Origin of the sequence: Brevundimonas sp. (assembly GCF_047617075.1) — a bacterium.
Classification (GTDB): Bacteria; Pseudomonadota; Alphaproteobacteria; order Caulobacterales; family Caulobacteraceae; genus Brevundimonas.
This window is the reverse complement of sequence record NZ_JBLGCI010000002.1, coordinates 1-26,028: the sequence shown is the minus strand read 5'-3', so window position 1 is coordinate 26,028 and position 26,028 is coordinate 1. Positions and strand designations below refer to the sequence as shown.

At 68.7% G+C, this 26,028-nt stretch carries 30 protein-coding genes; 13 read left to right on the top strand and 17 right to left on the bottom strand.

Features of this window, described 5'->3' with window-relative positions; genetic code table 11:
* Positions 1-2: 2 nt before the first annotated feature.
* From ACI8U3_RS02090 to ACI8U3_RS02070, 5 genes are read right to left on the bottom strand one after another with little or no spacing between them, the layout of a single operon-like run.
* Complete coding sequence (locus tag ACI8U3_RS02090) at positions 3-776, bottom strand: enoyl-CoA hydratase/isomerase family protein (protein ID WP_415013212.1); 774 nt, start codon at positions 774-776, stop codon at positions 3-5.
* The gene (locus ACI8U3_RS02085; RefSeq protein ID WP_415013211.1) at positions 773-1,897 is read right to left on the bottom strand and encodes an extracellular solute-binding protein; all 1,125 of its coding nucleotides are present in this window, start codon (positions 1,895-1,897) and stop codon (positions 773-775) included. The genes ACI8U3_RS02090 and ACI8U3_RS02085 overlap by 4 nt, the downstream gene beginning before the upstream one ends.
* Entirely contained in the window at positions 1,894-3,084 is a 1,191-nt protein-coding gene (locus ACI8U3_RS02080; protein ID WP_415013210.1) for a CaiB/BaiF CoA transferase family protein, read from the bottom strand. The genes ACI8U3_RS02085 and ACI8U3_RS02080 overlap by 4 nt, the downstream gene beginning before the upstream one ends.
* A gap of 22 nt (positions 3,085-3,106) precedes the next feature.
* Entirely contained in the window at positions 3,107-3,853 is a 747-nt protein-coding gene (locus ACI8U3_RS02075; protein ID WP_415013209.1) for an SDR family NAD(P)-dependent oxidoreductase, read from the bottom strand.
* Complete coding sequence (locus ACI8U3_RS02070) at positions 3,853-5,034, bottom strand: aldose 1-epimerase family protein (RefSeq protein WP_415013208.1); 1,182 nt, start codon at positions 5,032-5,034, stop codon at positions 3,853-3,855. The genes ACI8U3_RS02075 and ACI8U3_RS02070 overlap by 1 nt, the downstream gene beginning before the upstream one ends.
* Before the next feature lie 71 nt (positions 5,035-5,105).
* Here ACI8U3_RS02070 and ACI8U3_RS02065 point away from each other — a divergent pair, with 71 nt between their 5' ends.
* The 4 genes from ACI8U3_RS02065 to ACI8U3_RS02050 all read left to right on the top strand — a co-directional run bounded on the left by ACI8U3_RS02065 (position 5,106) and on the right by ACI8U3_RS02050 (position 9,307).
* Positions 5,106-5,474: an L-rhamnose mutarotase gene (locus tag ACI8U3_RS02065; protein ID WP_415013207.1), complete on the top strand. Its 369-nt coding sequence runs from the start codon at positions 5,106-5,108 to the stop codon at positions 5,472-5,474.
* Positions 5,475-5,895: 421 nt separating this feature from the next.
* Positions 5,896-7,530, top strand: coding sequence for an alpha-D-glucose phosphate-specific phosphoglucomutase (locus ACI8U3_RS02060; protein ID WP_415013206.1), 1,635 nt, complete (start codon positions 5,896-5,898; stop codon positions 7,528-7,530).
* 8 nt (positions 7,531-7,538) lie between these two features.
* On the top strand, positions 7,539-8,243 hold the full coding sequence (locus tag ACI8U3_RS02055; RefSeq protein WP_415013205.1) for a hypothetical protein: 705 nt from the start codon (positions 7,539-7,541) through the stop codon (positions 8,241-8,243).
* Between the two features lie 113 nt (positions 8,244-8,356).
* Positions 8,357-9,307, top strand: a complete 951-nt coding sequence (locus ACI8U3_RS02050) for an acetyl-CoA carboxylase carboxyltransferase subunit alpha (RefSeq protein ID WP_415013204.1) — start codon at positions 8,357-8,359, stop codon at positions 9,305-9,307.
* Here ACI8U3_RS02050 and ACI8U3_RS02045 read toward each other — a convergent pair.
* From ACI8U3_RS02045 to rdgB, 3 genes are all read right to left on the bottom strand, one after another.
* On the bottom strand, positions 9,304-10,002 hold the full coding sequence (locus tag ACI8U3_RS02045; RefSeq protein ID WP_415013203.1) for a pirin family protein: 699 nt from the start codon (positions 10,000-10,002) through the stop codon (positions 9,304-9,306). The two genes, ACI8U3_RS02050 and ACI8U3_RS02045, sit on opposite strands and share 4 nt — an antisense overlap.
* A 93-nt stretch (positions 10,003-10,095) precedes the next feature.
* Positions 10,096-11,253 carry a radical SAM family heme chaperone HemW gene (hemW, locus tag ACI8U3_RS02040; RefSeq protein WP_415013202.1) on the bottom strand — a complete coding sequence of 386 codons (1,158 nt, stop codon included), beginning with the start codon at positions 11,251-11,253 and terminating at the stop codon, positions 10,096-10,098.
* A complete protein-coding gene (gene rdgB / locus ACI8U3_RS02035) occupies positions 11,246-11,848 on the bottom strand; it encodes an RdgB/HAM1 family non-canonical purine NTP pyrophosphatase (RefSeq protein ID WP_415013201.1) in 603 nt (200 codons plus the stop codon). Before rdgB ends, hemW begins: the two co-directional genes overlap by 8 nt.
* Positions 11,849-12,324: 476 nt before the next feature.
* Between rdgB and ACI8U3_RS02030 the strand changes: the two genes are divergently transcribed.
* The 3 genes from ACI8U3_RS02030 to ACI8U3_RS02020 are packed head-to-tail and all read left to right on the top strand — an operon-like array spanning position 12,325 to position 13,717.
* A complete protein-coding gene (locus tag ACI8U3_RS02030; protein WP_415013200.1) occupies positions 12,325-12,888 on the top strand; it encodes a DUF2975 domain-containing protein in 564 nt (187 codons plus the stop codon).
* 25 nt (positions 12,889-12,913) lie between these two features.
* Positions 12,914-13,162, top strand: a complete 249-nt coding sequence (locus ACI8U3_RS02025; RefSeq protein WP_415013199.1) for a helix-turn-helix domain-containing protein — start codon at positions 12,914-12,916, stop codon at positions 13,160-13,162.
* A 3-nt stretch (positions 13,163-13,165) separates the two neighbouring features.
* Positions 13,166-13,717: a Smr/MutS family protein gene (locus ACI8U3_RS02020; RefSeq protein ID WP_415013198.1), complete on the top strand. Its 552-nt coding sequence runs from the start codon at positions 13,166-13,168 to the stop codon at positions 13,715-13,717.
* Here ACI8U3_RS02020 and ACI8U3_RS02015 read toward each other — a convergent pair.
* The 4 genes from ACI8U3_RS02015 to timA form a co-directional block, all read right to left on the bottom strand.
* A complete protein-coding gene (locus ACI8U3_RS02015; RefSeq protein ID WP_415013197.1) occupies positions 13,701-14,273 on the bottom strand; it encodes a DUF2939 domain-containing protein in 573 nt (190 codons plus the stop codon). The two genes, ACI8U3_RS02020 and ACI8U3_RS02015, sit on opposite strands and share 17 nt — an antisense overlap.
* Before the next feature lie 63 nt (positions 14,274-14,336).
* Positions 14,337-14,786: a YaiI/YqxD family protein gene (locus ACI8U3_RS02010; protein WP_415013196.1), complete on the bottom strand. Its 450-nt coding sequence runs from the start codon at positions 14,784-14,786 to the stop codon at positions 14,337-14,339.
* 9 nt (positions 14,787-14,795) lie between these two features.
* Positions 14,796-15,935 (bottom strand): MltA domain-containing protein, encoded by a 1,140-nt coding sequence (locus tag ACI8U3_RS02005; protein WP_415013195.1) that lies wholly within the window; start codon positions 15,933-15,935, stop codon positions 14,796-14,798.
* Positions 15,935-16,537, bottom strand: a complete 603-nt coding sequence (gene timA, locus ACI8U3_RS02000; protein ID WP_415013474.1) for a TIM44-related membrane protein TimA — start codon at positions 16,535-16,537, stop codon at positions 15,935-15,937. The genes ACI8U3_RS02005 and timA overlap by 1 nt, the downstream gene beginning before the upstream one ends.
* 215 nt (positions 16,538-16,752) lie before the next feature.
* On the opposite strand from timA, the gene secB reads away from it, so the two are divergent.
* Positions 16,753-17,274: a protein-export chaperone SecB gene (gene secB / locus ACI8U3_RS01995; protein WP_415013194.1), complete on the top strand. Its 522-nt coding sequence runs from the start codon at positions 16,753-16,755 to the stop codon at positions 17,272-17,274.
* Between the two features lie 84 nt (positions 17,275-17,358).
* Here secB and dnaQ read toward each other — a convergent pair whose 3' ends face one another.
* The 5 genes from dnaQ to ACI8U3_RS01970 are packed head-to-tail and all read right to left on the bottom strand — an operon-like array spanning position 17,359 to position 20,988.
* Positions 17,359-18,069 (bottom strand): DNA polymerase III subunit epsilon, encoded by a 711-nt coding sequence (gene dnaQ, locus ACI8U3_RS01990; RefSeq protein WP_415013193.1) that lies wholly within the window; start codon positions 18,067-18,069, stop codon positions 17,359-17,361.
* Positions 18,070-18,075: 6 nt separating this feature from the next.
* Entirely contained in the window at positions 18,076-18,714 is a 639-nt protein-coding gene (coaE, locus tag ACI8U3_RS01985) for a dephospho-CoA kinase (RefSeq protein WP_415013192.1), read from the bottom strand.
* Positions 18,711-19,529: a shikimate dehydrogenase family protein gene (locus ACI8U3_RS01980; RefSeq protein ID WP_415013191.1), complete on the bottom strand. Its 819-nt coding sequence runs from the start codon at positions 19,527-19,529 to the stop codon at positions 18,711-18,713. Before ACI8U3_RS01980 ends, coaE begins: the two co-directional genes overlap by 4 nt.
* The gene (locus ACI8U3_RS01975; protein ID WP_415013190.1) at positions 19,526-20,122 is read right to left on the bottom strand and encodes a Maf family protein; all 597 of its coding nucleotides are present in this window, start codon (positions 20,120-20,122) and stop codon (positions 19,526-19,528) included. Before ACI8U3_RS01975 ends, ACI8U3_RS01980 begins: the two co-directional genes overlap by 4 nt.
* A complete protein-coding gene (locus ACI8U3_RS01970; protein ID WP_415013189.1) occupies positions 20,119-20,988 on the bottom strand; it encodes a pyruvate, water dikinase regulatory protein in 870 nt (289 codons plus the stop codon). The genes ACI8U3_RS01975 and ACI8U3_RS01970 overlap by 4 nt, the downstream gene beginning before the upstream one ends.
* 446 nt (positions 20,989-21,434) lie before the next feature.
* Here ACI8U3_RS01970 and hemE point away from each other — a divergent pair, with 446 nt between their 5' ends.
* The 5 genes from hemE to ACI8U3_RS01945 all read left to right on the top strand — a co-directional run bounded on the left by hemE (position 21,435) and on the right by ACI8U3_RS01945 (position 25,858).
* Complete coding sequence (gene hemE, locus ACI8U3_RS01965; RefSeq protein ID WP_415013188.1) at positions 21,435-22,475, top strand: uroporphyrinogen decarboxylase; 1,041 nt, start codon at positions 21,435-21,437, stop codon at positions 22,473-22,475.
* Positions 22,472-23,515, top strand: coding sequence for a ferrochelatase (hemH, locus tag ACI8U3_RS01960; RefSeq protein WP_415013187.1), 1,044 nt, complete (start codon positions 22,472-22,474; stop codon positions 23,513-23,515). The genes hemE and hemH overlap by 4 nt, the downstream gene beginning before the upstream one ends.
* On the top strand, positions 23,512-23,964 hold the full coding sequence (locus ACI8U3_RS01955; protein WP_415013186.1) for a CopD family protein: 453 nt from the start codon (positions 23,512-23,514) through the stop codon (positions 23,962-23,964). Before hemH ends, ACI8U3_RS01955 begins: the two co-directional genes overlap by 4 nt.
* Positions 23,965-24,166: 202 nt before the next feature.
* The gene (rho, locus tag ACI8U3_RS01950; protein WP_415013185.1) at positions 24,167-25,555 is read left to right on the top strand and encodes a transcription termination factor Rho; all 1,389 of its coding nucleotides are present in this window, start codon (positions 24,167-24,169) and stop codon (positions 25,553-25,555) included.
* A gap of 75 nt (positions 25,556-25,630) precedes the next feature.
* Complete coding sequence (locus ACI8U3_RS01945) at positions 25,631-25,858, top strand: DUF6489 family protein (RefSeq protein ID WP_409746592.1); 228 nt, start codon at positions 25,631-25,633, stop codon at positions 25,856-25,858.
* The last annotated feature ends 170 nt before the right edge of the window (positions 25,859-26,028 follow it).

The window sequence follows — 26,028 nt, the reverse complement described above, 5'->3', positions numbered from 1 at the left end:
GGTCATCGGCGGCGGAACACCGGGGGGCGTTTCTCGGCGAAGGCGGCGCGGCCCTCGCGCGCATCCTCGGTGGCGAAACAGATGGTCTGCAGGTCGCGCTCGTACTCCACGGCCTTTTCATAGGGCATGTTGTGGGCGGCGCGCAGGTTCACCTTGGCGGTTTCCGCCGCGATGGGCGCGCGCGAGGCGATGACGGCGGCGATCTCGCGGGCGCGGTCCATCAGACGGTCTGGCGCCACCACCTCGCTCACCAGACCCCAGGACAGGGCGGTGGCCGCGTCGATCGGATCACCGGTCAGGATCATCATGGCCGCATTGGACGCGCCGATGGAATGGGCCAGTCCCGCCGCCATCCCGCCGCCGCCGATCCAGCCCAGCTTGATTTCCGGCGCGGCGAATTTCGCATTGGCGGACGCCAGACGGATGTCGCAGCTCATGGCCGTTTCCAGCCCCCCGCCCAGGGCGTAGCCGTTGACCGCCGCAATCACCGGCTTGCTGCACAGGCGGACCGCATCGCAGTAGTCGCCGCGATTGCGGAACTGCCAGGGGGTCTCATAGGCGTCCAGGGTCGTGATGTCGGACCCGGCGCAGAACGCCTTCTCCCCGGCTCCGGTCAGGATGACGCAGCGGATCACGTCCGAGGCGTCGCACTCGGCGATGGCCGCCTCGATGGCCTCGGCCATGTCGGGGGTGACGGCGTTCAGTTTCTGTGGACGGTTCAGGGTGATGACGGCGACGGCGCCGTCCACCTCGAAGGAAAGGTCGGGGGTGCTCATGTCTCGGCTCCGGGCGCGTGATGGCGGGCAAAGAGGGTCTGCAGATCGTCCAGAACGGCGTCCGCCGCATCGCCCACCAGAAGGCCCTGGCGCAGGCGCTCGGACGCGGCGGTCTGGAAGGCGATGGCCCCGTCGTGCCGGGGGCGCAGGGACGCCTGTTCGAGGGTCTGGATCGTGCCGGCGTAGAATCCGCCCCAGCGCGCATCGACGGCCGGGTCGCGCCAGGCCGAGCGCAACGCCGGCTGGCCGTCGTGGTCGGGGATGAAACCCGCCTGCGCTTCGGCGGACATTAGCCAGCGCAGGTGGTCCATCAGCTCCGGCGACGGTCTGGCGCGGCGTGACACGCCGATGCCGGTGCCGCCCAGAATCGAGCCGATGGGCCCGCTCGCCGTGATGCGCGGCGCATCCGAAAAGGCCACAGCGCCCGGCGCATAGGTCACATAGCCATAGACCAGCGGACACAGCGCCACGTCGTCGTGCGCGCTCATGTGCTCCAGAATGGCGATGGGGTTGGCGTCGCGCAGGGCCTCGGGGCTGGTGCGCGTCAGGCGGGACAGGATGGACCACGCCTCGCGGGCGGCGGCCCGCTCCAGGAACACATCCGGCTCAGCGGCCGCTCTGGCGCCCAGGGCGGCGCAGACCGACTGGAAGCTCAGGATCGCGTGGGGCCCGGACAGCGAAAGAACCACGGTCTTGCGCTCCGACAGGGCGATCACTTCGTCCCAGGTGACGGGCGGCGTCTCGACCGCATCGCGGCGCCGGGCCATGACCTGGCTGGCGGCGTCCAGCGGCAGCGACCAGTGCCTGTCAGCGTATCGATAGCTGTCCAGGCTCGGCCCGATGCAATCGCGGCGCCAGCCCGCGATCTCGTCAGCGGAGAACAGTTCCTCCAGCGGGGTCAGGCAATCCGCCGCCACCGCCTCACCCACATGGGGATGGTCCAGCACCACCAGATCATAGCGGGCGCACAGTTCGCCGATGGGATGGGCCTCGAACCCCTCCAGCGAGTGCCGGTCCCAGCTCAGGCTGAGACCGGATTCAGCCGCGCGCCACGCCGCGGCCTCCAGCGCGCGATAGCCGCGCGGGTGGTCCCAGGTCAGGCCCCGCCAGATCCCGTTCATGCGTCGGCCTTCACTACCCCGGCGCTCAGCAGGCGTTCGATCTCGGCCTCGTCCTTGCCGGCCTCGCGCAGGATTTCCCGGGTGTGCTCGCCCACCTGCGGCGCGCCCCGCTCGATGGTGGTGGGGCTCTTGGAGAACCGGATGGGGAAGCCCGGCGTCTTCACCCGGCCCTCCGACGGATGGTCGTATTCCACGAAGGTGCCGTTGTGCTTGATCTGCTCATCCTCGACCAGATCGGCGTATCCATAGACCGGCGCGGCCCAGATGTCGTTCTCGCGGAACAGGGCCAGCCATTCGGCGCTGGTCCGGGTAACCAGCCGCACCCGGGTGCAGGCGAAGATCTCGTCACGCAGGCGCCAGCTGTCGGTCTCGTCGTCCAGATCGGCGAAGAACGGCTCGTCGATCAGGGCGCCCAGCTTCTTCAGCGAGGCCATGGCGATGGAGATGTAGCCGTCCGACGTGGCGAACACGCCGTAGGGCGCGCGGATATAGGCGTGGGCATGGGGCTCGGCCGACCGCGTCTGGGGCTTGTTCCCGACGGTGAAGACCGACAGCTCCTGCATCTGGATGGTGGTGATGGCGTCCAGCATATTGACCTGGACCAGCTGGCCCTCGCCCGTCCGCTCGCGGTGGAACAGGGCGGCCAGCGCGCCCTCGAAGGCGGTGTAGGCGGTGACGGCGTCCACCAGATATTGCCCGGCCGGAGACGGCGGCTGTCCCGCCGCGCCGGTGGACATCATGGCGCCGGACATGGACTGCAGCAGAAGATCCTGACCGGGATAGTTCCTGTACGGACCATCCTCGCCATAGCCGGACATGGACACATAGATCAGGCGCGGATTGATCGCCGACAGGGTCTCGTAATCCACCCCCAGACGCGCCGCCACGCCGGGACGATAGTTCTGGAGGAACACGTCGGCGTCCCTGACCATGTCCAGCAGCAGAGCCTTGCCCTCCGGCGACTTGAGGTCCACGGCCAGCGACCGCTTGTTCCGGTTCAGGGACAGGAACGAGACGTTGATGCGGTTTCCCGTCGCGCCGCCGGCGGCCACATGGCGCTGCCACTCGCCGGTGGTCGGCTCTACCTTGATGACGTCGGCGCCCATGTCGCCCAGGCGCTGGGCCGCGAAGGGCCCGGCCATGGCGATGGAGCAGTCCAGTACGCGGACGCCGCTCAGAATACCCATTGGAAATTCGTCCTGATGAAAACTACTGCATCACCCAGCCGCCGTTCACGTGCAGCGTCTGTCCGGTGATGAAGCCCGCCTCGTCGGCGGTGAAGAAGGCGATGGCGTGGGCGATGTCGCCCACATGACCCCGGCGTTTGACCGACTGCTGCTCCAGCACATGCCGGTTGTAGCCCTCGGGGTCGGGATGGATCTTCTCGGCGTCGGTGGGAAAGGCGCCCGGCGCGATGGCGTTGACGGTGATCCCGTGCGGGCCGAACTCCCGCGCCCAGGCCCGCGTCAGGCCCATCAGCGCGCCCTTGGACGCCACATAGGTCGACAGGTTCGCCCAGCCGCCCGAGAGGGTGATGCTGGAGATGTTGATGATCCGCCCGAAGCCGCGCGCCTTCATGCCCGGCAGGGCTTCCTGAACCGCCACGATCCCGGCGTCCACGTTGACCCGCTGGACCGCCTGATGGTCCTCGACGGTGTAGTCCTCGAAGGCTTTGGACGGGTAGATCGCCGCATTGTTGATGACCACGTCGATGCCGCCGGTGTCGGCGATCTGGCGCTTAAGCTCGGCCCGGAACGCCTCCAGGTCCGACAGGTCGACGGTGGAGACGATCAGCCGCCCCGCGCCCTCGCCCTCGGCCGCCGCCGTCAGATCGGCGACCTTCACCGGATCGTTGTCCACCGCGATCACCGTCGCCCCGCGCGCCATCAGCGCCAGCGTGGTCTTCAGGCCCAGGCCGCCTGCGGCGCCGGTGTACAGAACGGTCCGCCCCTGCATCAGCCCGCTCCCGTGATGGGGGGAAACACGCCGGACGGCTCGGGATAGTCCTCGTCAGGCTGGGCGGCCACGGCGGTGATCCGCGACACCGCGTCCGACACGGCCGCGGCGTCCGGCAGGATGCGGAACACGCTGTCGTAGCGGCGCTCGTCGCCGTGCTCCAGCCAGATCAGCTCGTCCCGCTCGCGGGCGAAATCCTTGCCCATAACATGGTTGGTGGAGGGCTCGATGCCCAGGGCGTAGTGCCCGGCTTGCAGGTTCTGCCACTCGTACATGGCCGGGAATTGCGACTTCCGGGTCTGAACCTCGAAGCCGAAACCCAGAGCCTCGTTGACCAGCGCCACATTGACCCGGCCGTCCGCATCGGCGGCCATCTCGTGCTGCCAGACCTGTTCGTGGAAATTCATCTTCGGCGCCGGCAGGGTGCGGTAACCCACCCCCTGCTTGCGATAGTCCTCGCCCGCGTGCGCGGCCCAGACCACATCGCGGATCGGCGCCACATAGCGCGAGCCCTCGGCCAGCACCGGGTGCCCCACATTGATGTGGTAGCAGTACATGTGCGGCGTCCGGTAAAAGCCGTGGTTCACCACCCGGTCGTGCAGGCGGATGTCGTCGCCGCCCACCGTGGCTTCGATGCGCCTGATCAGGTGCAGGTCCTCACCGAAAACGGTGGATTGCTGCACCACCCCCTCGGCCCACAGGATGCACTCGTCGCCGTCCCAGCGTTCGCCATAGCCGGTCAGGCGCGCCGGGATCGTGCCGATCCGTCCGTGCAGGGAGGAACTGACCGTCTTGCGCGGACCATAGTGGTAGTGCCCCGCCGGATCGTCATGCATGAACAGGACGTGGTCCAGACCGCAGGTGACCATCAGGCCCGAGAACGAGCGGAACCAGCCCAGGCCGCCCTCGCCCTCATACTCGTGCAGGTCCGGCCGCCGGAAGCCCGAAGGCGAGTGCCAGCCCACCGCACGACCACTGTGCTCGCAGTCGGCGATGTCCATGGCCCGGTCCACCAGAACCGTGAAGCGCAGGCCCGTGCCGGTGCGGAATTCCAGCATCCGCACGCCGCGCTCGACTCCGTCGCCCAGTGTCATCAGACGCACGCCGGCGAACTGGGACAGCGCGCCGGTGCGCTCGGAAAGCGCACGTCTGGTCAGGGTTTCGCCGTATAGCTCAGCCACGTCTGTTCCCGGGTTTCCATTCTTATTGTAATACGTATTATGACTACACGTTCAGGCTCGGAGGCGTCAACATGAAGCCGGAAACTTCATCGGGAACGGTGCGCCGCTGTTTCGCCGTGGATCTGGTGGCCGACGCCGACATGATCGCCCGCTATGAGGCGTGGCACGCCGCCGGCGGGCCGCCTGCCGCCGTCACCGCCGCCATCCGCGCCGACGACGTGCGCGAGCTGGAGATCTGGCGCGTCGGCGACCGCATGTTCATGATCGTGGAGCAGGGGCCGGGCTACGATCCCGTGACCAAGGCGGCGCGGGACGCCGCCAACCCGGATGTGCAAGCGTGGGACGCCCTGATGCGCACCTTCCAAAAGCCGCTACCCTTCTCGCCGGACCAGACCTGGACCGAGATGACCCGCATCTACGCCCTGTCGGAGCAGCCTTGAGGCTTGCTGAAAGTTGGTGGCTGCGCCGCCCGGGTCGTAGTCAGATGCCCCGACAAGCTCCAGTGATGCGGACAGTCCTGCTTTCAAGCGGCGTGCGGATCTCCGGAAAGCCACGCGGGCGACCATCCCGGATGGCGACTGATGGCCCGCGCCGTTTCGCGAGCCTGCTTCGCCTTGGCCGCCTTCTACGGCTGGAAGAACTCGCGGCCGGATGGTTGAGGCCAGGGGAGGGTCTGGACGGCCCTCGGACTGTTGCGGTAGGCGATTTCTTGTCATGCTTCGCCATGCGTCCGCTCCAGGGCCGGAACGGGAAGGGCCCAAAAAAGCCCCGGACCGCGCCGCCGCCATGTCATAAGCGGCCGCCGGCCGTTCTCGGGCGACGCGGCGAAACACCAGAACTGAATCCGAACCAGGATCCGGCATGACCATCGAACACCACGCCACCCCCGGCTTTGACGACCAGGCGCCCGGGACCTCCGGCCTGCGGCGGCCGACCCGCCGTTTCATGGAGCCGCATTATCTGGAGACCTTCATCCAGGCCCTGTTCGAGGTCGCCGACCCGCCCAGGGGCGCCACGCTGGTGGTCGGCGGCGACGGGCGGTTCTTTTCGGATCAGGCGGCGGCGACGGTGATCCGCATGGCGGCGGCCCACGGCTTCGGCCGGGTGCTGGTGGGGCGGGACGGGCTGTTGTCGACCCCGGCGGCGTCGCATCTGGTGCGGATTCATCAGGCGTTCGGCGCGGTGATCCTGTCGGCCAGCCACAACCCCGGCGGCCCGGACGGCGATTTCGGCGTCAAGTTCAACGGCGCGTCGGGCGGGCCGGCCCCGGCGTCCCTGACCGATGCGGTCCGCGACCGCGCCTCGGCCCTCCGGCGCTACAGCCTGTCGGACCAGCTCGCGCCGTCGCTGGACCGGCCGGGCGCCTTCGACCTGCACGGCATGACAGTGGAGGTCGTCGACCCGGTGACGGCCTATGCGGACCTGATGGAGACCCTGGTCGACTTCGATCAGATCCGCACCCTGATCGCCCGCCCGGACTTCTCCATGCTGTTCGACGCCATGCATGCGGTGACCGGACCCTACGCCCGGGAGATCTTCGAGGTCCGGCTGGGCGCTGGCGGCGTGGTGATGAACGGCGCGCCCTCCCCCGACTTCGGCGGCGGCCATCCCGATCCCCATCCCGACCACGCGCCCGAACTGGCCGCGGCCCTGTTCGGCGATCAGCCGCCGTCCTTCGGCGCGGCCTCGGACGGGGACGGGGACCGCAACATGATTCTCGGCCCCGGCATGATCGTTTCGCCCGGCGACAGCCTGGCCATCCTGACGGCCAACGCGTCGCGCCTCGGCGCCTATCGCAGACGGCCGCTGAAGGGCGTGGCCCGCTCGGCGCCCACCAGCCGGGCCGTGGACCGGGTGGCCGAACGGCTGGGCCTGCCGCTGTATGAGACCCCCACCGGCTGGAAGTATTTCACCAACCTGCTGGACGACGGCCGCATCACCTTCTGCGGCGAGGAGAGCTTCGGCACCGGCGCGGACCATGTGCGCGAGAAGGACGGCCTGTGGGCCGTGCTGATGTGGCTGAACCTGCTGGCGGTCGAGGACCGTCCGCTGCCGGACATCGTGCGCGATCACTGGCGCCTGTACGGCCGCGATTATTTCCAGAGGCTGGATTTCGAGGATCTGGATGCGGACCTCGCCTCGGGTTTCATGCGCGATCTGCGGGCCGATCTGGACCAGATGGCGGGACGCACCGTCGGCGCATTCACGGTGCGTCAGGCCGAGGAGTTCCGCTATGTGGACCCGGTGGACGGTGCGGTGGCCGAGCAGCAGGGCGTGCGCCTTTGGCTGACCCCCGACGCCCGAATCACCTACCGCCTGTCGGGCACCGGCGCGCGCGGCGCGACCTTGCGGGTCTATGTGGAGCGGTATGAAGCGCCCACGGGCGTGATCGACGCCCCCGTGGGTGAGGCCCTGTCGGCGCTGTCGGCGGCGGCGGCGGAAGCGGCGCACATCGCCGGGCGTCTGCAGCGCACCGCCCCGTCCACGATCACCTGATGGCCCCCATGAAACGTTTCGAAGAGCTGGACTACCGTCCCACCGCCAAGGGGCCTGCCATCCTGCGCCGTCGGTGGGTCCCGGCGGTGGACCGACACGTGGTGGAAATCCTGCTCGGCGACGAGCACCTGATGTCGGACCTGTTCATCGAGGGCGAGTCCGAACTGGCGCGGCGGGCTCTGGCGCTTGCGCCGGATCGGCCGCTGTCGGTGCTCGTCGGCGGCCTCGGCCTCGGCTACACGGCCCGCGCCGCGCTGGAGGATCAGCGGGTCGCCCGTCTGACGGTGCTGGACGCCCTGCAGCCGGTGATCGAATGGCATGAGGAGGGGCTGGTGCCGCTGACCCCGCCCCTGCGCGACGACCCCCGCTGCGTCCTGCGCCTGGCCGATTTCTTCACCTGGTTCCGCCCGGGAAGTCCCCGGCCCAGCGACGAGACCTATGATCTGGTGCTGCTGGACATCGACCATTCGCCGACGCGCCTGCTGGCCCCCGACCACGGCGCCTTCTACAGCCCCGAAGGTCTGTCGAATCTGGCGTTGGGCATGCGGCCGGACGGGGTGTTCGCCATGTGGTCCGACGATCCGGCCGAGGCTCATTTCATTGACGCCCTGAGGGGGGCGTTCGCCGACGTGCGCGCCGAGGACGTGGGCTTCGAGAACCCGCTGACGGGCGAGCCGTCCCGCTGCACCCTTTATCTGGGGCGCAGGCGATGAGGGTCAGACCCTTCTCGGCGGAACCACGCCGGCCCTCATGAACCCGCGCTTGCCCGCGCGCGTTGACGGCTCTAGGTTCCGCCGCTCCCCGATCAGCCGCCCCACGGACATCCATGGCCGCCCGTCACTACCTCGATTTTGAAAAGCCGATCGCCGAGCTCGAGGCCAAGATCGAGGAACTGGGGCTGCTGTCCGAATCCGCCGGTTCGTTCGAGGCCGAGGTGGCGGGCCTGCGCAAGAAGGCCGACCAGCTTCGCAGGAAGACCTACGCCGAACTGGATCCCTGGCGGAAGACCCAGGTGGCGCGCCACCCCCAGCGGCCCCACCTGGCCGACTATCTGGCGGGCCTGTTCACCGACTTCACCGAGCTGCATGGCGACCGCAAATTCAGCGATGATCAGGCCATCATCGGCGGCCTGGGACGGTTTCGCGGCCAGGCCTGCGTGGTCATGGGCCATGAGAAGGGCCACGACACCGCTTCCCGCCTGACCCACAATTTCGGCATGGCGCGGCCCGAAGGCTATCGCAAGGCTGTGCGCCTGATGGACATGGCCGAGCAGTTCGGCCTGCCGGTCCTGACCTTCGTGGACACCGCCGGGGCCTATCCGGGGCTGGGCGCCGAGGAGCGGGGCCAGGCCGAGGCCATCGCCCGCTCCACCGAGCGCGGGCTGACCTTGGGCACGCCGATGATCGCCACTGTCACCGGCGAAGGCGGCTCAGGCGGCGCCATCGCTCTGGCCGCCGCCAACCGGGTGCTGATGCTGGAACACTCCATCTATTCGGTCATCTCGCCTGAAGGCGCCGCCTCCATCCTGTGGCGTGACGGCGCGCTGGCGAAGGACGCGGCCGCCGCCATGAAGATCACCGGCCCCGACCTGATCGACCTGAAGATCGTGGATCGCCTGATCCCCGAACCGGTGGGCGGCGCCCACGCCGATCCCGCGGCGGCCATCCAGACCGTGGGCGATGTGCTCGAGGAAGAGCTGAAAGCCCTGACGGCGATGACGCCCGACGCGCTGAAAGCCCAGCGCGCCGAGCGCTTCTACGCCATCGGCAGATTTTAGGCTGCGTCCACCAGGACGATTTCCGCGTCGCCCAACGCCTTCACCGTGATGACGTCTTCACCGGTGATGGCCGCGCCGTCGCGGGCGTTCAGGCGCACGCCGTTGACCTCCACCTCGCCCTTCGCCGGCACCAGATAGCCGCGCCGGGTCGCGCCCAGCGCATAGTCGGCGCTCTCGCCCGCCTTCAGGGTCGCGCCCACCACCCGCGCATCGGTGCGGATGGGCAGGGCGTCCGTGTCGTCGTCAAAGCCGGAGGCCAGCACCACGAACTGGCCGGCCCGATCGCCCTTGGGAAACGGCTTGGCGCCCCAGGCGGGCTTTTCGCCCTGACGGGTGGGCAGAATCCAGATCTGGAAGATGCGGGTGACGTCCGGCTCCACATTGTATTCGGCGTGCCGGATGCCGGTGCCCGCGCTCATCACCTGGACGTCGCCGGCCTCGGTGCGGCCCTTGTTGCCCAGACTGTCCTCGTGGGTGATGGCGCCGTCGCGGACATAGGTGATGATCTCCATGTCGGCGTGGGGGTGGGGCGGAAAGCCCGAGTTCGGCGCGATCTCGTCATCGTTCCAGACCCGCAGGTTGCCCCACTGGGTCCGGTTCGGATCGAAATAGCTCGCGAACGAGAAGTGGTGCTTGGCCTTCAGCCAGCCGTGGTCGGCGCCGCCCAGGCTGTCGAACGGTCTGCGCTCGATCATGATGGTCTCTCCCTGAAGGGGTGGGTGTTGACACCTGAGATAATCGAGACGGTCCTCGGGGAAAGAGTCAACTGAAACACATATTGTTACTAATCACGCCCCGGCGCCGCCTCGGGTCAGCAACGCCCGCAGCAGGGCGTCCAGGATCGGTCGGCCGTCCGGCGAGGCTGCGACCCGGCCGTCTGTGAAATTCAGCCGTCCTGACTGTGCAAGGTCGCCAACCCGGTCCCCCAGGCCCATGCGGCCGATCAGGTCCAGAGGGACGCCCTCGGTGGTGCGCAGACCCAGCAGCAGGCGTTCCTCGTCGGCCTCCTGCGGCGACAGGCGCTGGTCCTCTTCCCAGGGCGCACCGGCGGCCACGCCCGCCAGATAGTCCGCGACCCGGCGCTGGGCGACGGTGGCCGTGCGTGCGCCCTCCAGCGTCAGGCGGCCATGGGCGCCCGGCCCCACGCCCAGATAATCCCCGCCGCGCCAGACATGCAGATTGTGCACCGAGCGCGCCGCCTCGCTGCGGCCGTGGTTGGAGACCTCGTAGGCGTCGAAGCCGCGCGCCTCCAGCACCGCCTGGGTGGTCTCATAAAGATCGGCGGCCAGATCCTCGTCCGGCGGCGCCAGCGCGCCCCTTGCGAAGGCCCGGCCGAAGGCGGTCGTCGGTTCTATGGTCAGCTGATAGGGCGAGATGTGCTCGAACCCCAGATCCACGGCCCGGTTCAGTTCCTCGGTCCAGTGCGCCACCGTCTGGCCGGGGCGGGCGTAGATCAGATCGATGGACAGGCGCGCGAAGGCCGCCCGCGCCAGCTCCAGCGCCCGCATGGCCTCGGCCGCCGAGTGGTTGCGGCCCAGGAACTTCAGGGCCTCGTCGTCCAGCGACTGCACGCCCAGCGACAGGCGGTTGACGCCGGCCTCGGCGAGGGCGGCGAAGCGCGCGGCCTCCGCATCGGTGGGGTTGGCCTCCAGGGTGATCTCGATGTCGCCGCCACCCGGAAACAGGGCGCGCGCCCGCGCGATGACACGGGCCACCTGATCCGGCGGCATCAGCGAGGGCGTGCCGCCGCCGAAGAAGATGGAGGCCAGCCGGCGCGGGCCCAGCCGGGCGGCTTGCGCCTCCATATCCGCCACGATGGCGTCCGCCAGCGCCGCCTGTTCCTCCGTCCGCCCCCGGTCCCGCACCACGTTGAAGTCGCAGTACGGACAGATGCGGGCGCAGTACGGCCAGTGGACGTAGAGAGCGACCGTGTCCGGCTCAGTCAAACAGGGCGGCCTTCAGCTTCTCGAAGGCACGGGCGCGGTGGGTGATGGCGTCCTTCTCCGCCGGCTCCATCTCGCCGAAGGTCAGGTCGCCGCCCTCGGGGACGAAGATGGGGTCGTAGCCGAAGCCCCGCTCGCCCCGGGGCGGGAAGGTCAGGCGGCCGTCCACCCGTCCCTCGACCACCAGACACGGCCCGTGGGGCCAGGCCACGGCCAAGGCCGAGGTGAACCAGGCGGACCGGTCGTCCGAGCCGTTTTCCTCCAGCCGCTCCTCCACCTTTTTCATGGCGTGGGCGAAATCCTTGTCCGGCCCGGCCCATCGGGCGGAGAAAATGCCGGGCGCACCGTCCAGCGCGGTGACCGACAGGCCGGAGTCATCGGCGATTGAGACCAGGCCCGAGGCGTCCGCCGCGGCCCGCGCCTTGAGCACCGCATTGCCCACGAAGGTGGATTCCGTCTCGTCCGGCTCCGGCAAATTCAGTGACTTCGCCGTAATGATCTCGAAACGGCCCTCCAGGAGGGCGGCGATCTCCACCGCCTTGCCCGGATTGTGGGTGGCCGCGACGATCTTCTGTCCCTTGTCCAGCTTGGCTTTCATGATTGACCTTACCTGCGTTTAATGCATTGCAAAAGTTTAATATCGAAAAACAATAAATCTGCTTGTCTGTTTCTCGGCTAATCCGTATTGATAATCACCAAGAACGGGCCGCAACGTTCTTGCAGGTGCGAAAGATTAAGCCCCTGTAATGATGCGGTGCAACATAGCCGAGCCTCACTGAAGAACGAGGACGGCGCCTCAGGAAAGACGGAGACAGACAATGCATACGATGAACGCTTCGATGTGGATGGAAAAGGTCGGGATGAGCCTGGTCAGCGCGATCATGATCGCCGGCCTTCCGATGGCCCTGGTGGCCATTGTCGTCCAGTCCCTGTGATCAACGTCACGCTGAAAGAGCTTTGACGACGACCATGAAGGACGCGAAAAGCAAGACCGCGTGCGGGCTCGCCGGGCCCCGCGCGGCGCCTTCGCCCCTTCGCCCGGCCTGACCACGACGATCCGACAGGACGACAGTCATGCCGATCCAGATTCGCCCCCCCGGCCTGAAGGCCCCGAGCCTGAAGGCATTGGGTCCGGGCTCGGTGTCCAGCCTGCTCAAGACCGCGCTGGACGTCGCCTATATTCTGCTTTGGCTGGTCACCGGCATTCTGCTGCTGGTTCTGATCGCCTCCCTGTTCATTCCTCTGGACAACCTGACCGTCACTGTGGGTGACGAGCGTCAGCTGCCCCTGACCCGCTCGCTGGTTGTGTTTGGTCTCGGCTCGGTCGCGGCCTATTTCGGCGGCTTCGTGCTGATTCTGCGCAATCTGCGCAAGATTTTCCGCACCCTGACTCTCGGCGATCCCTTCCAGCCGGACAATGTCCGCCGGCTTCGCCAGGTCGGCGTGATTCTGGCCGTGGTCACCGGCGGCGTGTTCATCGCCCAGATGCTGATGGCGCGCGCCGCGCCCGGCGTCCTGTCGCCGCAGGGTTTCAGCGATCTGCTCACGCCGGTGTTTTCCGTGCTAGTCGTGTTCGTGCTGGCCGAGGTGTTCCGCGAGGGCGCCCGTCTGCGCCGCGAATCCGAACTGACCATCTGATTTTCGCCGAAAGCGTATCTGTTTCATGGCCATCCGCGTCCAGCTTGACCGCATCTTGCTTGATCGGCGCATGTCGCTGACCGAGCTGGCAGATCGCGTGGGCGTGACCCTGGCCAATCTGTCGATCCTGAAGACCGGCAAGGCGCGGGCTATCCGCTTCTCGACCCTGGACGCCCTGTGCCGCGAACTGGATTGCCAGCCCGGCGACCTGCTGGCCTGGGAGCCGGGTCCCGCCGACACGCCCGATGAGGCCGACACAGACGACGGCGCCTGATCCGTGGGGCGCAAGCTCACGCCCGAGGATCGCGACATCTGGGACAAGGTGGCGCGCACCGTGTCGCCCGCCAAACCCCGCAAGGCCGAACGCATCGCCGTCACCGCCGCCTCGGCCCAGTCCGCCCTGAAGGCCGAGCTGAAAGCCCCGCCGAAATTCGTCAAACCGCCGCGCACGGTTCCTGCGGCGACGTCCGCGAAACCGGCGATCGGCCGCATCGCCCAGGGCGCGCCGGACCCGCTGGAGCCCCGCCGCCACCGCCGCATCGCCCGCGAGCGCGACCCCATCGAGGCGACCCTGGACCTGCACGGCTTCGGCCGGTTCGAGGCGCAGGATCAGGTGACGGCGTTTCTCACATCCTGCCAGTCGCGGGGCCTGCGCGCGGTGCTTCTCATCACCGGACAGGGGCGGCGCGGCGGCGGCGTCATCCGCGCCTCGATCCACGAATGGCTGCAAAGCCCCGGCCTGCGCGGGGTGGTGTCCGGATTTGCGGCCGCCCACCGCCGTCACGGCGGCGACGGCGCGATCTATGTGACCCTCAAGCGCCGGGGCTAGGCGCGGGGGCCGCAGGGTTTTCGCCCTCGGGCAGGCCGATGTGCACCAGAACCCAGCGGTAGGCGCCCCGGCGCTCGAAGGTGAACACGGTCTGCGCTCCCGCCTCATCGGTCACCGCCATGCGCGTCCGGTTGACGCCCCAGTACAGGGGGCTGGGCCACGGCCCTGCATCTCCATCGGGCGCAGCGCCGCCGGGTCCGGACCGCCCGGCGGCGGAACGGCCTTCCCCCGCCGTCAGGCCGGCCAGGGCGGCGGGGGTGAGATAGGCGTCCACGTCCACCGCCGGGCGCGCGGCGTCCTCCAGCTGGCGGCGCACCGCCCCGATGGGATCCTCCAAAAAGGCCGGCGGCGGAACCCGCGCCTCTGGCCGGTCATCCAGCTGCGGCCGCAGGGACTGGCGCACCGCGCCGAAGTCCACCAGCTCGGCCAGGCTGCCGGTGTCCTCCGACTGGGCCGCCGAGCGCAGGGCGAAGAAGGCCACGCCCGGCGCGGCGAAGAAGCCGATCACCGCCGCGGCGATCGCCAGGAGAAACACGCTCAGAAGGGGACGTTTCATCGGCGCACCATGCCCCAGCCCGGCTGCGGGGCAAAGGGCTGGCGCGTCAAAGGCGAATGCGGCTCACGCCCGTTTGGCCATGACCACCGCCCGATCCAGGGCCTGCAGAAATCTGGAGCGGTCGCGGGGGCCGAAAGGCGGCGGGCCGGAGGTGGCCACGCCCATGCCGCGCAAATGCTCGCCCACCATGCGTCCGGCCAGGGCCGAACCGATAGAGTCCTCGGTGAACACGTCGCCGTTCGGCCGTATGGCCTGGGCCCCGGCCTTCAGCGCCCGGTCCGCCAGGGGGATGTCGGCCGTCACGACCACGTCGCCCGGCCCGGCCCGCTCGGCGATCCAGTCGTCTGCGGCATCCGGGCCCGCCTCCACAACCACCTGCTCGATGTAGTCCGCGCGGGGAAGGTTGATCCAGCCGTTGGACACCACCACGGCCCGCAAGCCCGTGCGCAGGGCCACGCGGAAACATTCATCCTTCACCGGGCAGGCGTCGGCGTCGATGTAGAGCGTATGCATGACCTTGGCCTAGCGCGGAACCAGCCGCCACATGCGCAAGGGATGGCGCACGGTTCCGGCTTCCTCTCCGGCCTCGTCGCCCCGGCCCATGTAGAAGTCGGCGCGGACCCGGCCCCGGATGGCGCTGCCGGTGTCCAGGGCCGTGACCAGACCGAAATAGCTGTCCCGCGCACCCATCAGCCCGGCGCCGCTGGCGGCGATCCACACCGGCTCTCCATAGCGCCAGTGGGCCGGGTCCACGGCGATGGCGCGGCGCTCGGGCAGGGGCACGCCCGCCGCCCCGGCCGGTCCCTTGCCGTCGTCCGGCTCCAGCCGGAAGAAGATGTAGCGGGGGTTCAGACGCATGACCCGGTCCGCCGCCGGCCCCCGATTGTCCGCCAGCCAGCGGCGGATGGCCTCGCCGGATGTGCCGTCGCGGGGCAGCAACCCTTCGTCCGCCATGGGCCGGGCGATGCCCAGAAAGCGCAAGCCGTTGTCCGCCGCATAGGCCGCCCGCGCGGTGCTGCCGTCGGCGAAGGTCAGATAACCAGAGCCCTGGATCTGCAGAAAGAACAGGTCCTCCGGCTTCAGCCAGGCCATGACCAGCGACGGGTCATAGGACGTCTCTATGGCCGCCCGGTCGGGATAATCCCGCACCGTCCCGTCCGGCAGGCGCTGGCGGTACAGCGCCCGTCCGTCCGACCCCTGACTGCGCGTCAGGTCCGGCGGCGGCGCCAGCAGGGGCGCCGAGAATTCCGCGTCCCGCGCCGCCCGGGCCTCGTATTCCGGGGCGAAATAGGACGTCAGTAGGCCGACTTCGTCGCCGCCCTCGGGGCGGAACCGGGTCTCGAAGAACAGGCGGGCGTTCTCGCTGGTCACGCCGGGCGTGGCGGCCAGCAGCTTCGCCGCCTCGCACACGCTCCAGGCGCGGCTGTCGGCGCCGCAGCCCTCGACATAGCCGCGCAGGGCCGCCAGATGATCTTCCTCGGCCCAGCCGGGCAGGGCGGCGAAGGCGGGGTCTGAGGGCCCCGGGGTCCAGGGCGCCGGCTCGCCGGGGACGGGCTGCTCAACCGGCAGGGGCGCAGGGGCAGGCCCCGGCGTCGGCGCGGGCGCGGTGGCGCAGGCGGCGGCCGTCAGGGCCACCGCGACCGCGATCAGAACCCGCCGCATCAGGCGCTGGCCGCCTCGACGCGGGTCAGCACCCAGTTGGGATCATTGGCGCCGATGGACCGCTCGAAGGTCCACAGTTCGGCGGTGCGGCGCTCATCCGTGGTTTCCTCGCCGGAGCCGGACGTCGCCTTGCTGCGCAGCTCGGCCAGGAACAGAACCTTGGCCCGGGCGCGGTCGCCTTCGGCCGTGGCGACCTCCAGATCGGCGCGGGGTGGGTGGACAAACTCCACGCTGTCCTTCTCGCCGCGGGCCTCACGGGCCGCAATGCCGCTTTCGAAAGACGCCATCACGCCCGGCGCCAGCAGGGGACGCAGGGCCTCGCGATCGCCCGATGCATAAGCGCGCACGATGGTTTCATAGGCCTGACGGGCGCCGTCCAGAAAGCGGGTCGGGTCGAATGAGGGGTCCCGCGCCTTCAGTCCGGCCGCAGCGGCCGCTGTGGCGGCGTCCACAGGCGTCTCGGGCTTCTGCTGCGCGTCCGGCTCGGCCGGCACGCCCGGCATCCGGGGCGGCTTCTTCATCCCATCCTCGGGCTGACGCCCCACCTTCTTGCCCAGCACATTGTAGAGCTGAAACAGGACGAAGGCGGCGATGGCGGCCATCAGAAGAAGTTCATAGGGAAAGGAGGACACGGCGTTTTCCTGAAAGGCGTCTGGTCGGGCTTAAGGGCTCATATGGGGACGCGCAAGGCGAGCGCGAGACTCACCCCTTCCCGGCGACGGGCGTTGCGGGCGGCGTCCGCCGATGCTAGCAGCCCCGCGACCGTCCTTTCAGGCGAAACCATGGCGTTTGCCCCAAACCGGAAGCTTTCCTGCTCATGACTGACACCAACGCCGACAACGGCGCGTCCAATCCCGTTCCCCAAGGCGCCCAGCCGCCCGCCGGCCCGCACTTCCGCGTCCTGACCCAGTTCGTGCGCGATTTCTCGTTCGAGAACCCCAAGGCGCCGGAAAGCCTGCGCTTCGAGGGCAAGCCCCAGATCGACATGGGCGTCGAGATGAACGCCCAGGGCCGCGCTGACGGCCTGTTCGAGGTAGACCTGAAGCTGTCGGTCAAGGCGACCTCGAACGACAACGCCATGTTCCAGATCGAGCTGGTCTACGGCGGCCTGTTCCAGATCGGCGGCGTCGAGGAGAAGAACATCGAGCCGATGCTCCTGATCGAGTGCCCGCGCTATCTGTTCCCGTTCGCCCGCCAGATCATCGCCACGGCCACCGGCGACGGCGGCTTCTACCCGCCCTTCCTGCTGGAGCCGCTGGACTTCGCGGCCATCTACGCGGCCCGCAAGGCCCAGCAGAACGGCGCCCCGGCCATGCCGCCCGCCCAGGGCGAGGCCTGATCCGGGCTCAGGAGGCGGTCAGCATTATCCGAGGGCCTGATTCACGGCGTCGGTGGAATCGCTTCGCGATTTCACCTCAACCGATCAGGCCTGGGCCGCCTCCACCCCATATCCCCGCCACAGCGACAGATCCTTGAACTGGCTCTGCAGAAAGGCGACGTGCGCCGCCTCTTCTTCCGGTGAAACCCGCACGGGCAGGGGCCGCGGCCGCTCGCCGTGGCTGACCGCCTTGAAGCCCGCCGACGTGGGGCCGCGCGCGGCGCTGAGGTCCAGCACCCGCTCCTTGCCGCCCTTCAGCTCCAGATAGACCGAGGCCAGCAGCCGCGCATCGATCAGGGCCCCGTGCAGGGTCCGCTCGGCCAGCGAAATCTTGAAGCGCTTGCACAGGGCGTCCAGCGAGTTGGCCATGCCGGGAAACCGGGTCTGGGCCAGCGCCAGGGTGTCGATCCAGCGCACCTCTTCCACGATCAGTCGCCCGCACAGCCCCAGCTCGTGGTTGATGAAGGCCCGGTCGAAGGCGGCGTTGTGGGCGATCACCGGCGCGTCGCCGATGAACTCCAGCAGCTCGTCCGCCATTTCCATGAATTTGGGCGCCCCGCGCACCTTGTCGTCGGTGATGCCGTGCACCCGGATCGCGTCCGGCGGGATCAGCCGCTCGGGATTGACCAGACGGTGGAACGTCCGACCCGTGGGCAGCAGATCATCGATCTCGATACAGCCCACCTCGATCAGCCGGTCGCCGGTCTTCGGATCAAAGCCGGTGGTTTCGGTGTCGAGAACGATTTCGCGGGCCATGGCCCCTTATTGCGGCGTTTCGCGCGCCGATGGAATCCCCCGGCGCCCCGCCCAGCCCGGTTTCAGCACCTCATCCACAACCGCGCGCACTTGATCCCGGGCATGGTCCAGCCCCTTGTGGCTTTCGATGATGAAATCGGCCCGCGCTCGTTTTTCCCCGTCCGGCGTCTGGCGCGCCAGAATCTCGGCGAAGCGCTCCGGCGTCATGCCGGGCCGCGACAGGACCCGCTCCCGCTGAACCTCGGCCGGGGCCGTGACCACCACAACCGCATCCACCTCGGCGTCGCCGCCGGTCTCCATCAGCAGCGGAATGTCCAGCACCAGCAGCCGCGCCCCCGCCGCCCGCGCCTCGGCCATCAGCTCGGCCCGGTGTTCACGCACCAGCGGATGCACGATGGCCTCCAGCCGGGCGTAGCCGTCCGGGTCCGCGCGCAGGGCCTCGGCCAGCTTCGCCCGGTCCACGCCGTCCGGCCCCGTCACCCTTGGAAAGGCCGCCTCCACCGCCTGAACCACCGCGCCGCCCCGGGCATAGAGATCATGCACCGCCGCGTCCGCGTCCCAGACAAGCGCGCCTTCCTCGGCGAACATGGCCGCCGTGGTGGACTTGCCCATGCCGATGGAGCCGGTCAGGCCCAGCACGATCACGGCTCGAGCCCTTCAAGATGCGCCAGAACCACCGTGCGCGGGTCCAGATCCGGCGGTTCCCGGTCGAAAATGAAGGCGAACGACGGCCCCGCCTGTCCGGTCAGCATGCCCAGTCCGTCCACGCCGGTCAGCCCGCGCGCACGCGCCGCCGTCAGAAATGGCGTCTCCAGCGGCTTGTAGGTCATGTCCAGCGCCGCCACGGCCTCGGGCGTCCGGCTGAAATCGAAATCCATCGGGCCGCTGACGGCATTGATCACGAGACGGGCGCCCGCGATGTCCCCCGCCACCCGCACCCTTTCATCAAAGGTCTCAGCCAGCGCCTGCGCCCGCTCCGGCGTGCGGTTCAGGATCACCACCTCCGGCGCGCCGCCGTCCAGCAGAGCCGCCACCGCCGCCCGCGCCGCGCCGCCCGCGCCAAGAAACAGCACCGGCCCCACCGTCAGATCGAAATCCGGCGCCTGTTCGCCCAGCGCCTTCAGCAGGCCTTCGCCGTCCGTGCTGTGCGCCCGCACCCGCCCGTCCCGAAACGCCAGCAAATTGGCCGAGCCGCAGGCCCGCGCCGTGTCGCTGACCTCGTCGGCGCACGCCAACGCCTGACCCTTGAACGGCGCGGTCACGTTCAGGCCGTGGATCATCCCCGCCCGCCCCGCCTGGATCAGCACGTCGAAGGCCGCCTCGTCGAGCGGCGCAAAGGCGGCGTAGACCGCGTCCATGCCCGCCGCCTCCAGCCAGGCGTTGTGGATCACAGGGCTGAGCGAATGGGCCACGGGCTGTCCCACGACGCCCGCCAGCAAGGCCGCGCCGGTGATCCTCATGAGGCCAGCATGCCCCGCGCCCGCAGCTCCGCCAGCACCGGCCACAGCGGCATGCCCAGCACAGTGAAATAGTCCCCCTCGATGCGCGCGAACAGCTGCGCGCCCAGGCCCTCCAGCCGGTAACAGCCCACGCTGGACAGGATCGCCTCCCCTTCCGCCCCCAGATAGGCCTCCAGAAAGGCGTCCGAGAAATCGCGCACCTGCATCCGCGCCGAATCCGCCGCGCTCCACACCGTTTCCCCGCCCACTGCCAGCGCCGCCGCCGAGTGCAGCACATGACCCTTGCCGCGAAAGGCCCCCAGCCGCGTCCGCGCCTCGTCCAGGCTGCCCGCCTTGTCGATCAGGGCCCCGTCCAGATCCAGCGTCTGGTCCGACCCCAGAACCAATCCGTCATGCTTCCGCGACGCCGCCTCCGCCTTGGCGCGCGCCAGAGCCAGCGCCACTCCCGCCGGGTCCGCGCCCTGCGCCAGCAGACTGACCTTGAGCGCCCCTTCGTCCACATCCGCCGACGTGGCCTCATGGGGCACGCCCGCACCCGTCAGCATGGCTCGCCGCGCCGCGCTCTTGGACGCCAGAATCAGGGTTCGGCTCATGACTGCGCCCCGCCCGCGTCCGGCTCGCCCGTCCCCGCCCGGCGCTCGTTCAGCAGATTGATGACCTGGGCCGCCGTTTCCTCGATGGAGCGGCGGGTGACGTCGATGGTGGGCCAGCCGCGCCGCTCGAACATGCGCCGGGCCTTCACCGTCTCGTCGCGCACCGCCTCGTGGTCCACATAGGTGGAGCCCCGCACCTCCCCCAGACCCTCCAGCCGATTGCGCCGGATCTGCACCAGACGGTCCGGCGACACGGTCAGGCCGACGATGAGCGGGTGCTTCAGCCCGTTCAGCCGCTCCGGCGCCTCCTGGCCGGGCACCAGCGGCACATTGGCCGCCCGCACGCCCCGGTGGGCCAGATAGATGCAGGTGGGCGTCTTGGAGGTGCGGCTGACCCCCACCAGCACCACGTCGGCGTTCTCCAGATCGTTCTGGCTCTGCCCGTCGTCATGGGCGATGGCGTAGTCCAGCGCCCCGATGCGGTTGAAATAGTCGGTGTCCAGCGCGTGCTGGGCCCCCACCCGCGTGGAGATGGCGGCCCCCAGATAGCGCGACAGGGCGCCCACCAGCGGGTCCAGCGCCCCGATCTGCGGCATGCCCATGCGCCGGCACCCATCCTCTAGCGCCGCGCGCAGCTCCCGGTCCACGATGGTGTGCAGCACCACCCCGGGCGAGGCGGCGATGGACTCCAGCACCTTGTCCAACTGCTTGTGGGAGCGCACCAGGGCGTAGATGTGCTCGATGGGAATCACCCCGTCGAAACGGGCCACCACGGCCTTGGCCATGGCGTTCAGGGTCTCGCCGGTGGAGTCCGACACCAGATGCACATGGAAATAGGTGGCCAGACGGCCCGGCTTGGCGATCATCGGGGGGCGAACCTGTGGGCGGCGCCCTGAAAGGCTGGGGACGGTTTCATGACTTTTCCATAGCGTCTCGAGCCGTCGGGCGCATCCTTCGGGATTGCGGGGACGATCCGGGCGGTCGGGGTCATTCCATCCCTTGTGTGCGATCCGTCGGCGCCCAGCATGGGGACGCTTGCCGCCCATGTGGACTTATCCCCGCCGCCCCGATTTCCGCGATTGCTGAATGGCAAAGGGCCGGTAAGGTTTTGTTAACACCATCCCGCCGGATCATCCCCACCACCGTACCCGGTGGATTACCGGCCCAGGGCAGGGGACAGGCGGGGCGCCGTCTGGCCGCGACCCTGAAACTGTCCCCGTCGTCCCCTGCCCAAGACTCTACCCCCATCTCTCAAGATTCTAATTCATGAGTAAGGATTGAGTGGGACGGTCAGGCCCCGTAAACGCTCGGCATGGCCAGCGACGACCCCGTTTTCCTTCGCGCCCTTCGGGGAGAGACCCTCGAGCGCCCCCCGGTATGGTTCATGCGTCAGGCCGGGCGCTACCTGCCGGAATACCGGGCCTTGCGGGCCCAGTCCCCGGACTTCATCGCCTTTTGCCTGAATCCCGAGATGGCCGCCGAGGTCACCCTGCAACCCATGCGGCGGTTCGGCTTCGATGCGGCCATCGTCTTCGCCGACATCCTGCTGATCCCCCGCGCCCTGGGCCAGAAGGTCTGGTTCGAGGCGGGCGAGGGGCCCCGGCTCGGCGCCCTGCCCGACATCGCGTCCATGCGGGATCTGGCCCCGGCGGCGGGTGAAGCCCTGTCGCAGGTGGGCGAGACCCTGTCCCGGGTCCGCGAGGCCCTTGAGCCCGAGCGCGCCCTGATCGGTTTCGCCGGCGCGCCCTGGACCGTGGCCACCTACATGCTGGACGGGGAAGCCCGCACCATTGGCAAGGGCGAGCGGGCCCAGGCGCGCACCTACGCCTATGCGGAGCCCGAGAAGGTGGACGCCCTGCTGGACGTGCTGGTGGAATCCAGCGCCTGGTATCTGAAGATGCAGGCGGACGCCGGCGCACAGGCCCTGAAGATCTTCGAAAGCTGGGCCGAGGGCCTGCCCGACGATCTGTTCGACCGTCTGGTCCTCAAGCCGCACCAGAAGCTGGTGGCCCGCCTGCGCGAACTGGGCGTCACCACGCCCCTGATCGGCTTCCCGCGCGGCTCGGCGGCTCTGGCCGAGGGCTATGCGCGGGATATGGACGTGCAGGCCGTGGCGCTGGACACCGCCTGTCCGCTGGCCGTCGGCCGCCGGGTCCAGGCCATCAAGCCCATTCAGGGGGCGCTGGATCCCCTCCTGCTCCGGGCGGGGGGTGCGGCGCTGGACCGCAGGGTGGATCAGCTGATGGAGGCCTGGGGACAGGGTCCGTGGGTCTTCAATCTGGGCCACGGCATCCTACCTGATGTGCCGATCACCCATGTGGAGCAGGTGCTCCGCCGGATCGGAGCCCAATGACCGACACAGCCACGCCCCGCCGCATCGCCGTCGTCCTGATGAACCTGGGCGGACCCGATGGTCAGGAGTCGGTCCGGCCGTTCCTGTTCAACCTGTTCAACGATCCCGCCATCATCGGCCTGCCGGGCATCGTCCGTACGCCCTTGGCCAAATTCATCTCCTCGAAGCGCGAGGAGGAAGCCAAGGCCAACTATGCGATGATGGGCGGCGGCTCGCCCCTGCTGCCCGAAACCGAAAAACAGGCCGCAGCCCTGACTGACCGTCTGCGGCGCGACTGGCCCGGCGACGACGTCCGGGTCTTCATCGCCATGCGCTACTGGCATCCCCTGACGCCCGAGACGGCGAAGGCGGTGGAGGCGTTCGGCCCGGACCAGGTGGTGCTGCTGCCGCTGTATCCGCAGTTCTCCACCACAACGTCCCAGTCTTCGCTGAAGGCCTGGCGCGAGCACTATCGCGGGCCGGGCCGGATCAGCGCCGTGTGCTGCTATCCCGAGGCCACCGGCTGGATCGAGGCCCAGGCGGCCCTGATCACCGAACAGCTTGAAAAGGCCGGCGACAAACCTGTTCGGGTGCTGTTCTCCGCCCACGGCATCCCCGAGACCCTGGTCCACCGGAAGGGCGATCCCTATCAGGAACAGGTGGAGCGCACGGTGTTCGCCGTGGTCCAGCGTCTGGGCCTGAAGGACTGGACCATCTGCTATCAGAGCCGGGTCGGACCGCTGAAATGGCTGGGTCCGTCCACGCCCGAGGCCATCGAACAGGCCGGTCTGGACGGCGTCGGCGCGGTGGTGGTTCCCATCGCCTTCGTCTCCGAACATGTGGAGACCCTCGTGGAGCTGGACGAGGAATATGGCCACTTGGCTGAGGAAAAGGGCGTCGCGCCCTATCTCCGCGTCCCTGCCGTGGGCGTGGCCGACGATTTCATCGAAGCCCTGGCCGAGGCGGTCGGCTCGGCCGTGGATCGCTCGGGGATCGCGCCCTACGGGCCCGGCTGTCAGGGGGACTGGAAGGCCTGTCCCTGCCGGGGCGTGGCCCCGTGAACGCCTATGATCTGGCCCGGGCCCTGCACGTTCTGGCGGTGATCGCCTGGATGGCGGGTCTGCTCTATCTACCGCGCCTGTACATCTATCACGTCAAGGCGACGCCCGGCGGCGAGATGGACCAGACGTTCCAGACCATGGAGCGTAAACTACTGAAATTGATCATGAATCCGTCCATGATCGCAGCCTGGATCTTCGGCCTGTGGCTGTTCTGGCTGCGCAGCGGCTCCGGCGCGGACTGGTCCTTCGCCCACCAGCCCTGGATGATCGCCAAGATCGCCGGCGTCCTGTTCCTGACCGGCTGGCATCAGTACCTGGGGATGGCGCGCAAGCGGTTCGCCGCCGGGACCAACCAGCGGTCCGAGCGCTATTGGCGCAAGACCAATGAACTGCCCTTCATCGCCGCCATCGTCATGGTTCTGTCCGTGACCCTGGAATGGACCTTCTGATCCGTTCCGCTTGACGTCGCCGCCGGCCTGTGGTGTCGCTGGCGTCGAGGCGCGGAAACGCGCTGCCCTTCTCTCAAGACACCCCGACCGTCCCGCTTGACGCTTGGGCATCCGTCTTTCCCCTCCGGCCTTCCGGCCAGACATCGCCTTTTCCTCCCCCGTCCGCCCGGCCCTCGCCGCGCGGCCTCTTCGCGATACGCTCATGACTGACACCGAAAACCAGACCCCCGCCGACGACACGACGGTCGAGGATCAGACCGCCGACACGCCGTCCGACAGCGATGGCGAGTCCGAAAACGGCGATGACGAGCGCGGCGCCGGTCTCGGCGAACGCATCTCGCTGGAGGAGCTGAAGGAGAAGTCGGCCGCCGATCTGGTCGCCTTCGCCGAAGGCCTCGAGATCGAGAACGCCTCGAACCTGCGCAAACAGGATCTGCTGTTCGCCATCCTGAAGGTGCTGGCCGACGAGGAGGTGGAGATCTCCGCCGACGGCGTGCTGGAGGTTCTGCCCGACGGCTTCGGCTTCCTGCGCAGCCCGGACGCCAACTATCTGCCCGGCCCGGACGACATCTATGTCAGCCCGTCCCAGATCCGCCGCTTCGGCCTGCGCTCCGGCGACACGGTCCACGGTACGGTGCGGGGGCCGCGCGAGGGCGAGCGCTATTTCGCCCTGCTCAAGGTCGACACCATCAATTTCGAGGACCCGGAGACGGTCCGCACCAAAGTCAATTTCGACAACCTGACGCCGCTGTATCCGGACTCCCGCCTGAACATGGAGATCCAGGATCCGACGCTGAAGGATCGCTCCGGCCGGGTCATCGACATCGTTGCGCCCCTGGGCAAGGGCCAGCGCTGCCTGATCGTGGCGCCGCCGCGGGTCGGCAAGACGGTGATGCTGCAGAACATCGCCAAGTCCATCGAGCAGAACCATCCCGAGGTCTATCTGATCGTCCTGCTGATCGACGAGCGCCCCGAGGAAGTCACCGACATGCAGCGCACGGTGAAGGGCGAGGTCGTGGCCTCCACCTTCGACGAGCCCGCCACCCGCCACGTGGCCGTGGCTGAAATGGTCATCGAAAAGGCCAAGCGTCTGGTGGAGCACAAGCGCGACGTGGTCATCCTGCTGGACTCCGTCACCCGTCTGGGCCGCGCCTACAACGCCACCGTGCCGTCCTCGGGCAAGGTCCTGACCGGCGGCGTGGACGCCAACGCCCTGCAACGGCCCAAGCGCTTCTTCGGCGCCGCGCGCAATGTGGAGGAGGGCGGCAGCCTGACCATCATCGCCACGGCCCTGATCGACACCGGCAGCCGCATGGACGAGGTGATCTTCGAAGAGTTCAAGGGCACCGGCAACTCCGAGATCGTGCTGGACCGCAAGGTGGCAGACAAGCGCATCTTCCCGGCCATCGACGTGCTGAAGTCCGGCACCCGCAAGGAAGAGCTGATCGTGCCCAAGGATCAGCTGACCAAGACCTATGTGCTGCGCCGCATCCTCAACCCCATGGGCCCCCAGGACGCCATCGAGTTCCTGCTGGACAAGCTGCGCCAGTCCAAGAACAACGGCGACTTCTTCCAGTCCATGAACACCTGATATGTTTCCCTATCGCCCCGCGCGCGGCGCGGGGCTGCTTGAGGGAGTGTTTCACGTGAAACACGGGAGCCAGCGATGAAGGTCAAGATCGAGATCGATTGCGAGCCAGCCGAGGCGCGGGCCTTCCTGGGCCTGCCCAATGTGGAGCCGCTGAACGACCACATGGTGGCCGAGATGCAGCGCCGCATGGACGAGAACATCGCCGCCATGCAGCCCGACGAACTGATGAAGACCTGGACCAGCTTCGGCCTCCAGGCCCAGGACCACTTCCGCCGCCTCATGGAAAGCGCGACGAAGTCATGACGCCAATCCTCCCCCTTCGGGGGAGGGGGACCGCGAAGCGGTGGAGGGGGCTTGTCCGCTTCACCGCCGCTTGCCTTTCCGATCCCGCGACTGAACCGGGGGGGGGGGGGCGGGGGGGGGGGGGGGGGGCCGCCCCCCCCCCGGGGGGGGGGGGGGGCCGGGCCCCCCCC

Coding starts and splice junctions, on each gene's coding strand:
- ACI8U3_RS02090 (WP_415013212.1), bottom strand. CDS start 776: ATGAGCACCCCCGACCTTTCCTTCGAGGTGGACGGCGCCGTCGCCGTC.
- ACI8U3_RS02085 (WP_415013211.1), bottom strand. CDS start 1,897: ATGAACGGGATCTGGCGGGGCCTGACCTGGGACCACCCGCGCGGCTAT.
- ACI8U3_RS02080 (WP_415013210.1), bottom strand. CDS start 3,084: ATGGGTATTCTGAGCGGCGTCCGCGTACTGGACTGCTCCATCGCCATG.
- ACI8U3_RS02075 (WP_415013209.1), bottom strand. CDS start 3,853: ATGCAGGGGCGGACCGTTCTGTACACCGGCGCCGCAGGCGGCCTGGGC.
- ACI8U3_RS02065 (WP_415013207.1), top strand. CDS start 5,106: ATGAAGCCGGAAACTTCATCGGGAACGGTGCGCCGCTGTTTCGCCGTG.
- ACI8U3_RS02060 (WP_415013206.1), top strand. CDS start 5,896: ATGACCATCGAACACCACGCCACCCCCGGCTTTGACGACCAGGCGCCC.
- ACI8U3_RS02055 (WP_415013205.1), top strand. CDS start 7,539: ATGAAACGTTTCGAAGAGCTGGACTACCGTCCCACCGCCAAGGGGCCT.
- ACI8U3_RS02050 (WP_415013204.1), top strand. CDS start 8,357: ATGGCCGCCCGTCACTACCTCGATTTTGAAAAGCCGATCGCCGAGCTC.
- ACI8U3_RS02045 (WP_415013203.1), bottom strand. CDS start 10,002: ATGATCGAGCGCAGACCGTTCGACAGCCTGGGCGGCGCCGACCACGGC.
- rdgB (WP_415013201.1), bottom strand. CDS start 11,848: ATGAAAGCCAAGCTGGACAAGGGACAGAAGATCGTCGCGGCCACCCAC.
- ACI8U3_RS02030 (WP_415013200.1), top strand. CDS start 12,325: ATGCCGATCCAGATTCGCCCCCCCGGCCTGAAGGCCCCGAGCCTGAAG.
- ACI8U3_RS02025 (WP_415013199.1), top strand. CDS start 12,914: ATGGCCATCCGCGTCCAGCTTGACCGCATCTTGCTTGATCGGCGCATG.
- ACI8U3_RS02015 (WP_415013197.1), bottom strand. CDS start 14,273: ATGAAACGTCCCCTTCTGAGCGTGTTTCTCCTGGCGATCGCCGCGGCG.
- ACI8U3_RS02010 (WP_415013196.1), bottom strand. CDS start 14,786: ATGCATACGCTCTACATCGACGCCGACGCCTGCCCGGTGAAGGATGAA.
- ACI8U3_RS02005 (WP_415013195.1), bottom strand. CDS start 15,935: ATGCGGCGGGTTCTGATCGCGGTCGCGGTGGCCCTGACGGCCGCCGCC.
- timA (WP_415013474.1), bottom strand. CDS start 16,537: ATGGCCGCCATCGCCGCCTTCGTCCTGTTTCAGCTCTACAATGTGCTG.
- secB (WP_415013194.1), top strand. CDS start 16,753: ATGACTGACACCAACGCCGACAACGGCGCGTCCAATCCCGTTCCCCAA.
- dnaQ (WP_415013193.1), bottom strand. CDS start 18,069: ATGGCCCGCGAAATCGTTCTCGACACCGAAACCACCGGCTTTGATCCG.
- ACI8U3_RS01980 (WP_415013191.1), bottom strand. CDS start 19,529: ATGAGGATCACCGGCGCGGCCTTGCTGGCGGGCGTCGTGGGACAGCCC.
- ACI8U3_RS01975 (WP_415013190.1), bottom strand. CDS start 20,122: ATGAGCCGAACCCTGATTCTGGCGTCCAAGAGCGCGGCGCGGCGAGCC.
- ACI8U3_RS01970 (WP_415013189.1), bottom strand. CDS start 20,988: ATGATCGCCAAGCCGGGCCGTCTGGCCACCTATTTCCATGTGCATCTG.
- hemE (WP_415013188.1), top strand. CDS start 21,435: ATGGCCAGCGACGACCCCGTTTTCCTTCGCGCCCTTCGGGGAGAGACC.
- hemH (WP_415013187.1), top strand. CDS start 22,472: ATGACCGACACAGCCACGCCCCGCCGCATCGCCGTCGTCCTGATGAAC.
- rho (WP_415013185.1), top strand. CDS start 24,167: ATGACTGACACCGAAAACCAGACCCCCGCCGACGACACGACGGTCGAG.
- ACI8U3_RS01945 (WP_409746592.1), top strand. CDS start 25,631: ATGAAGGTCAAGATCGAGATCGATTGCGAGCCAGCCGAGGCGCGGGCC.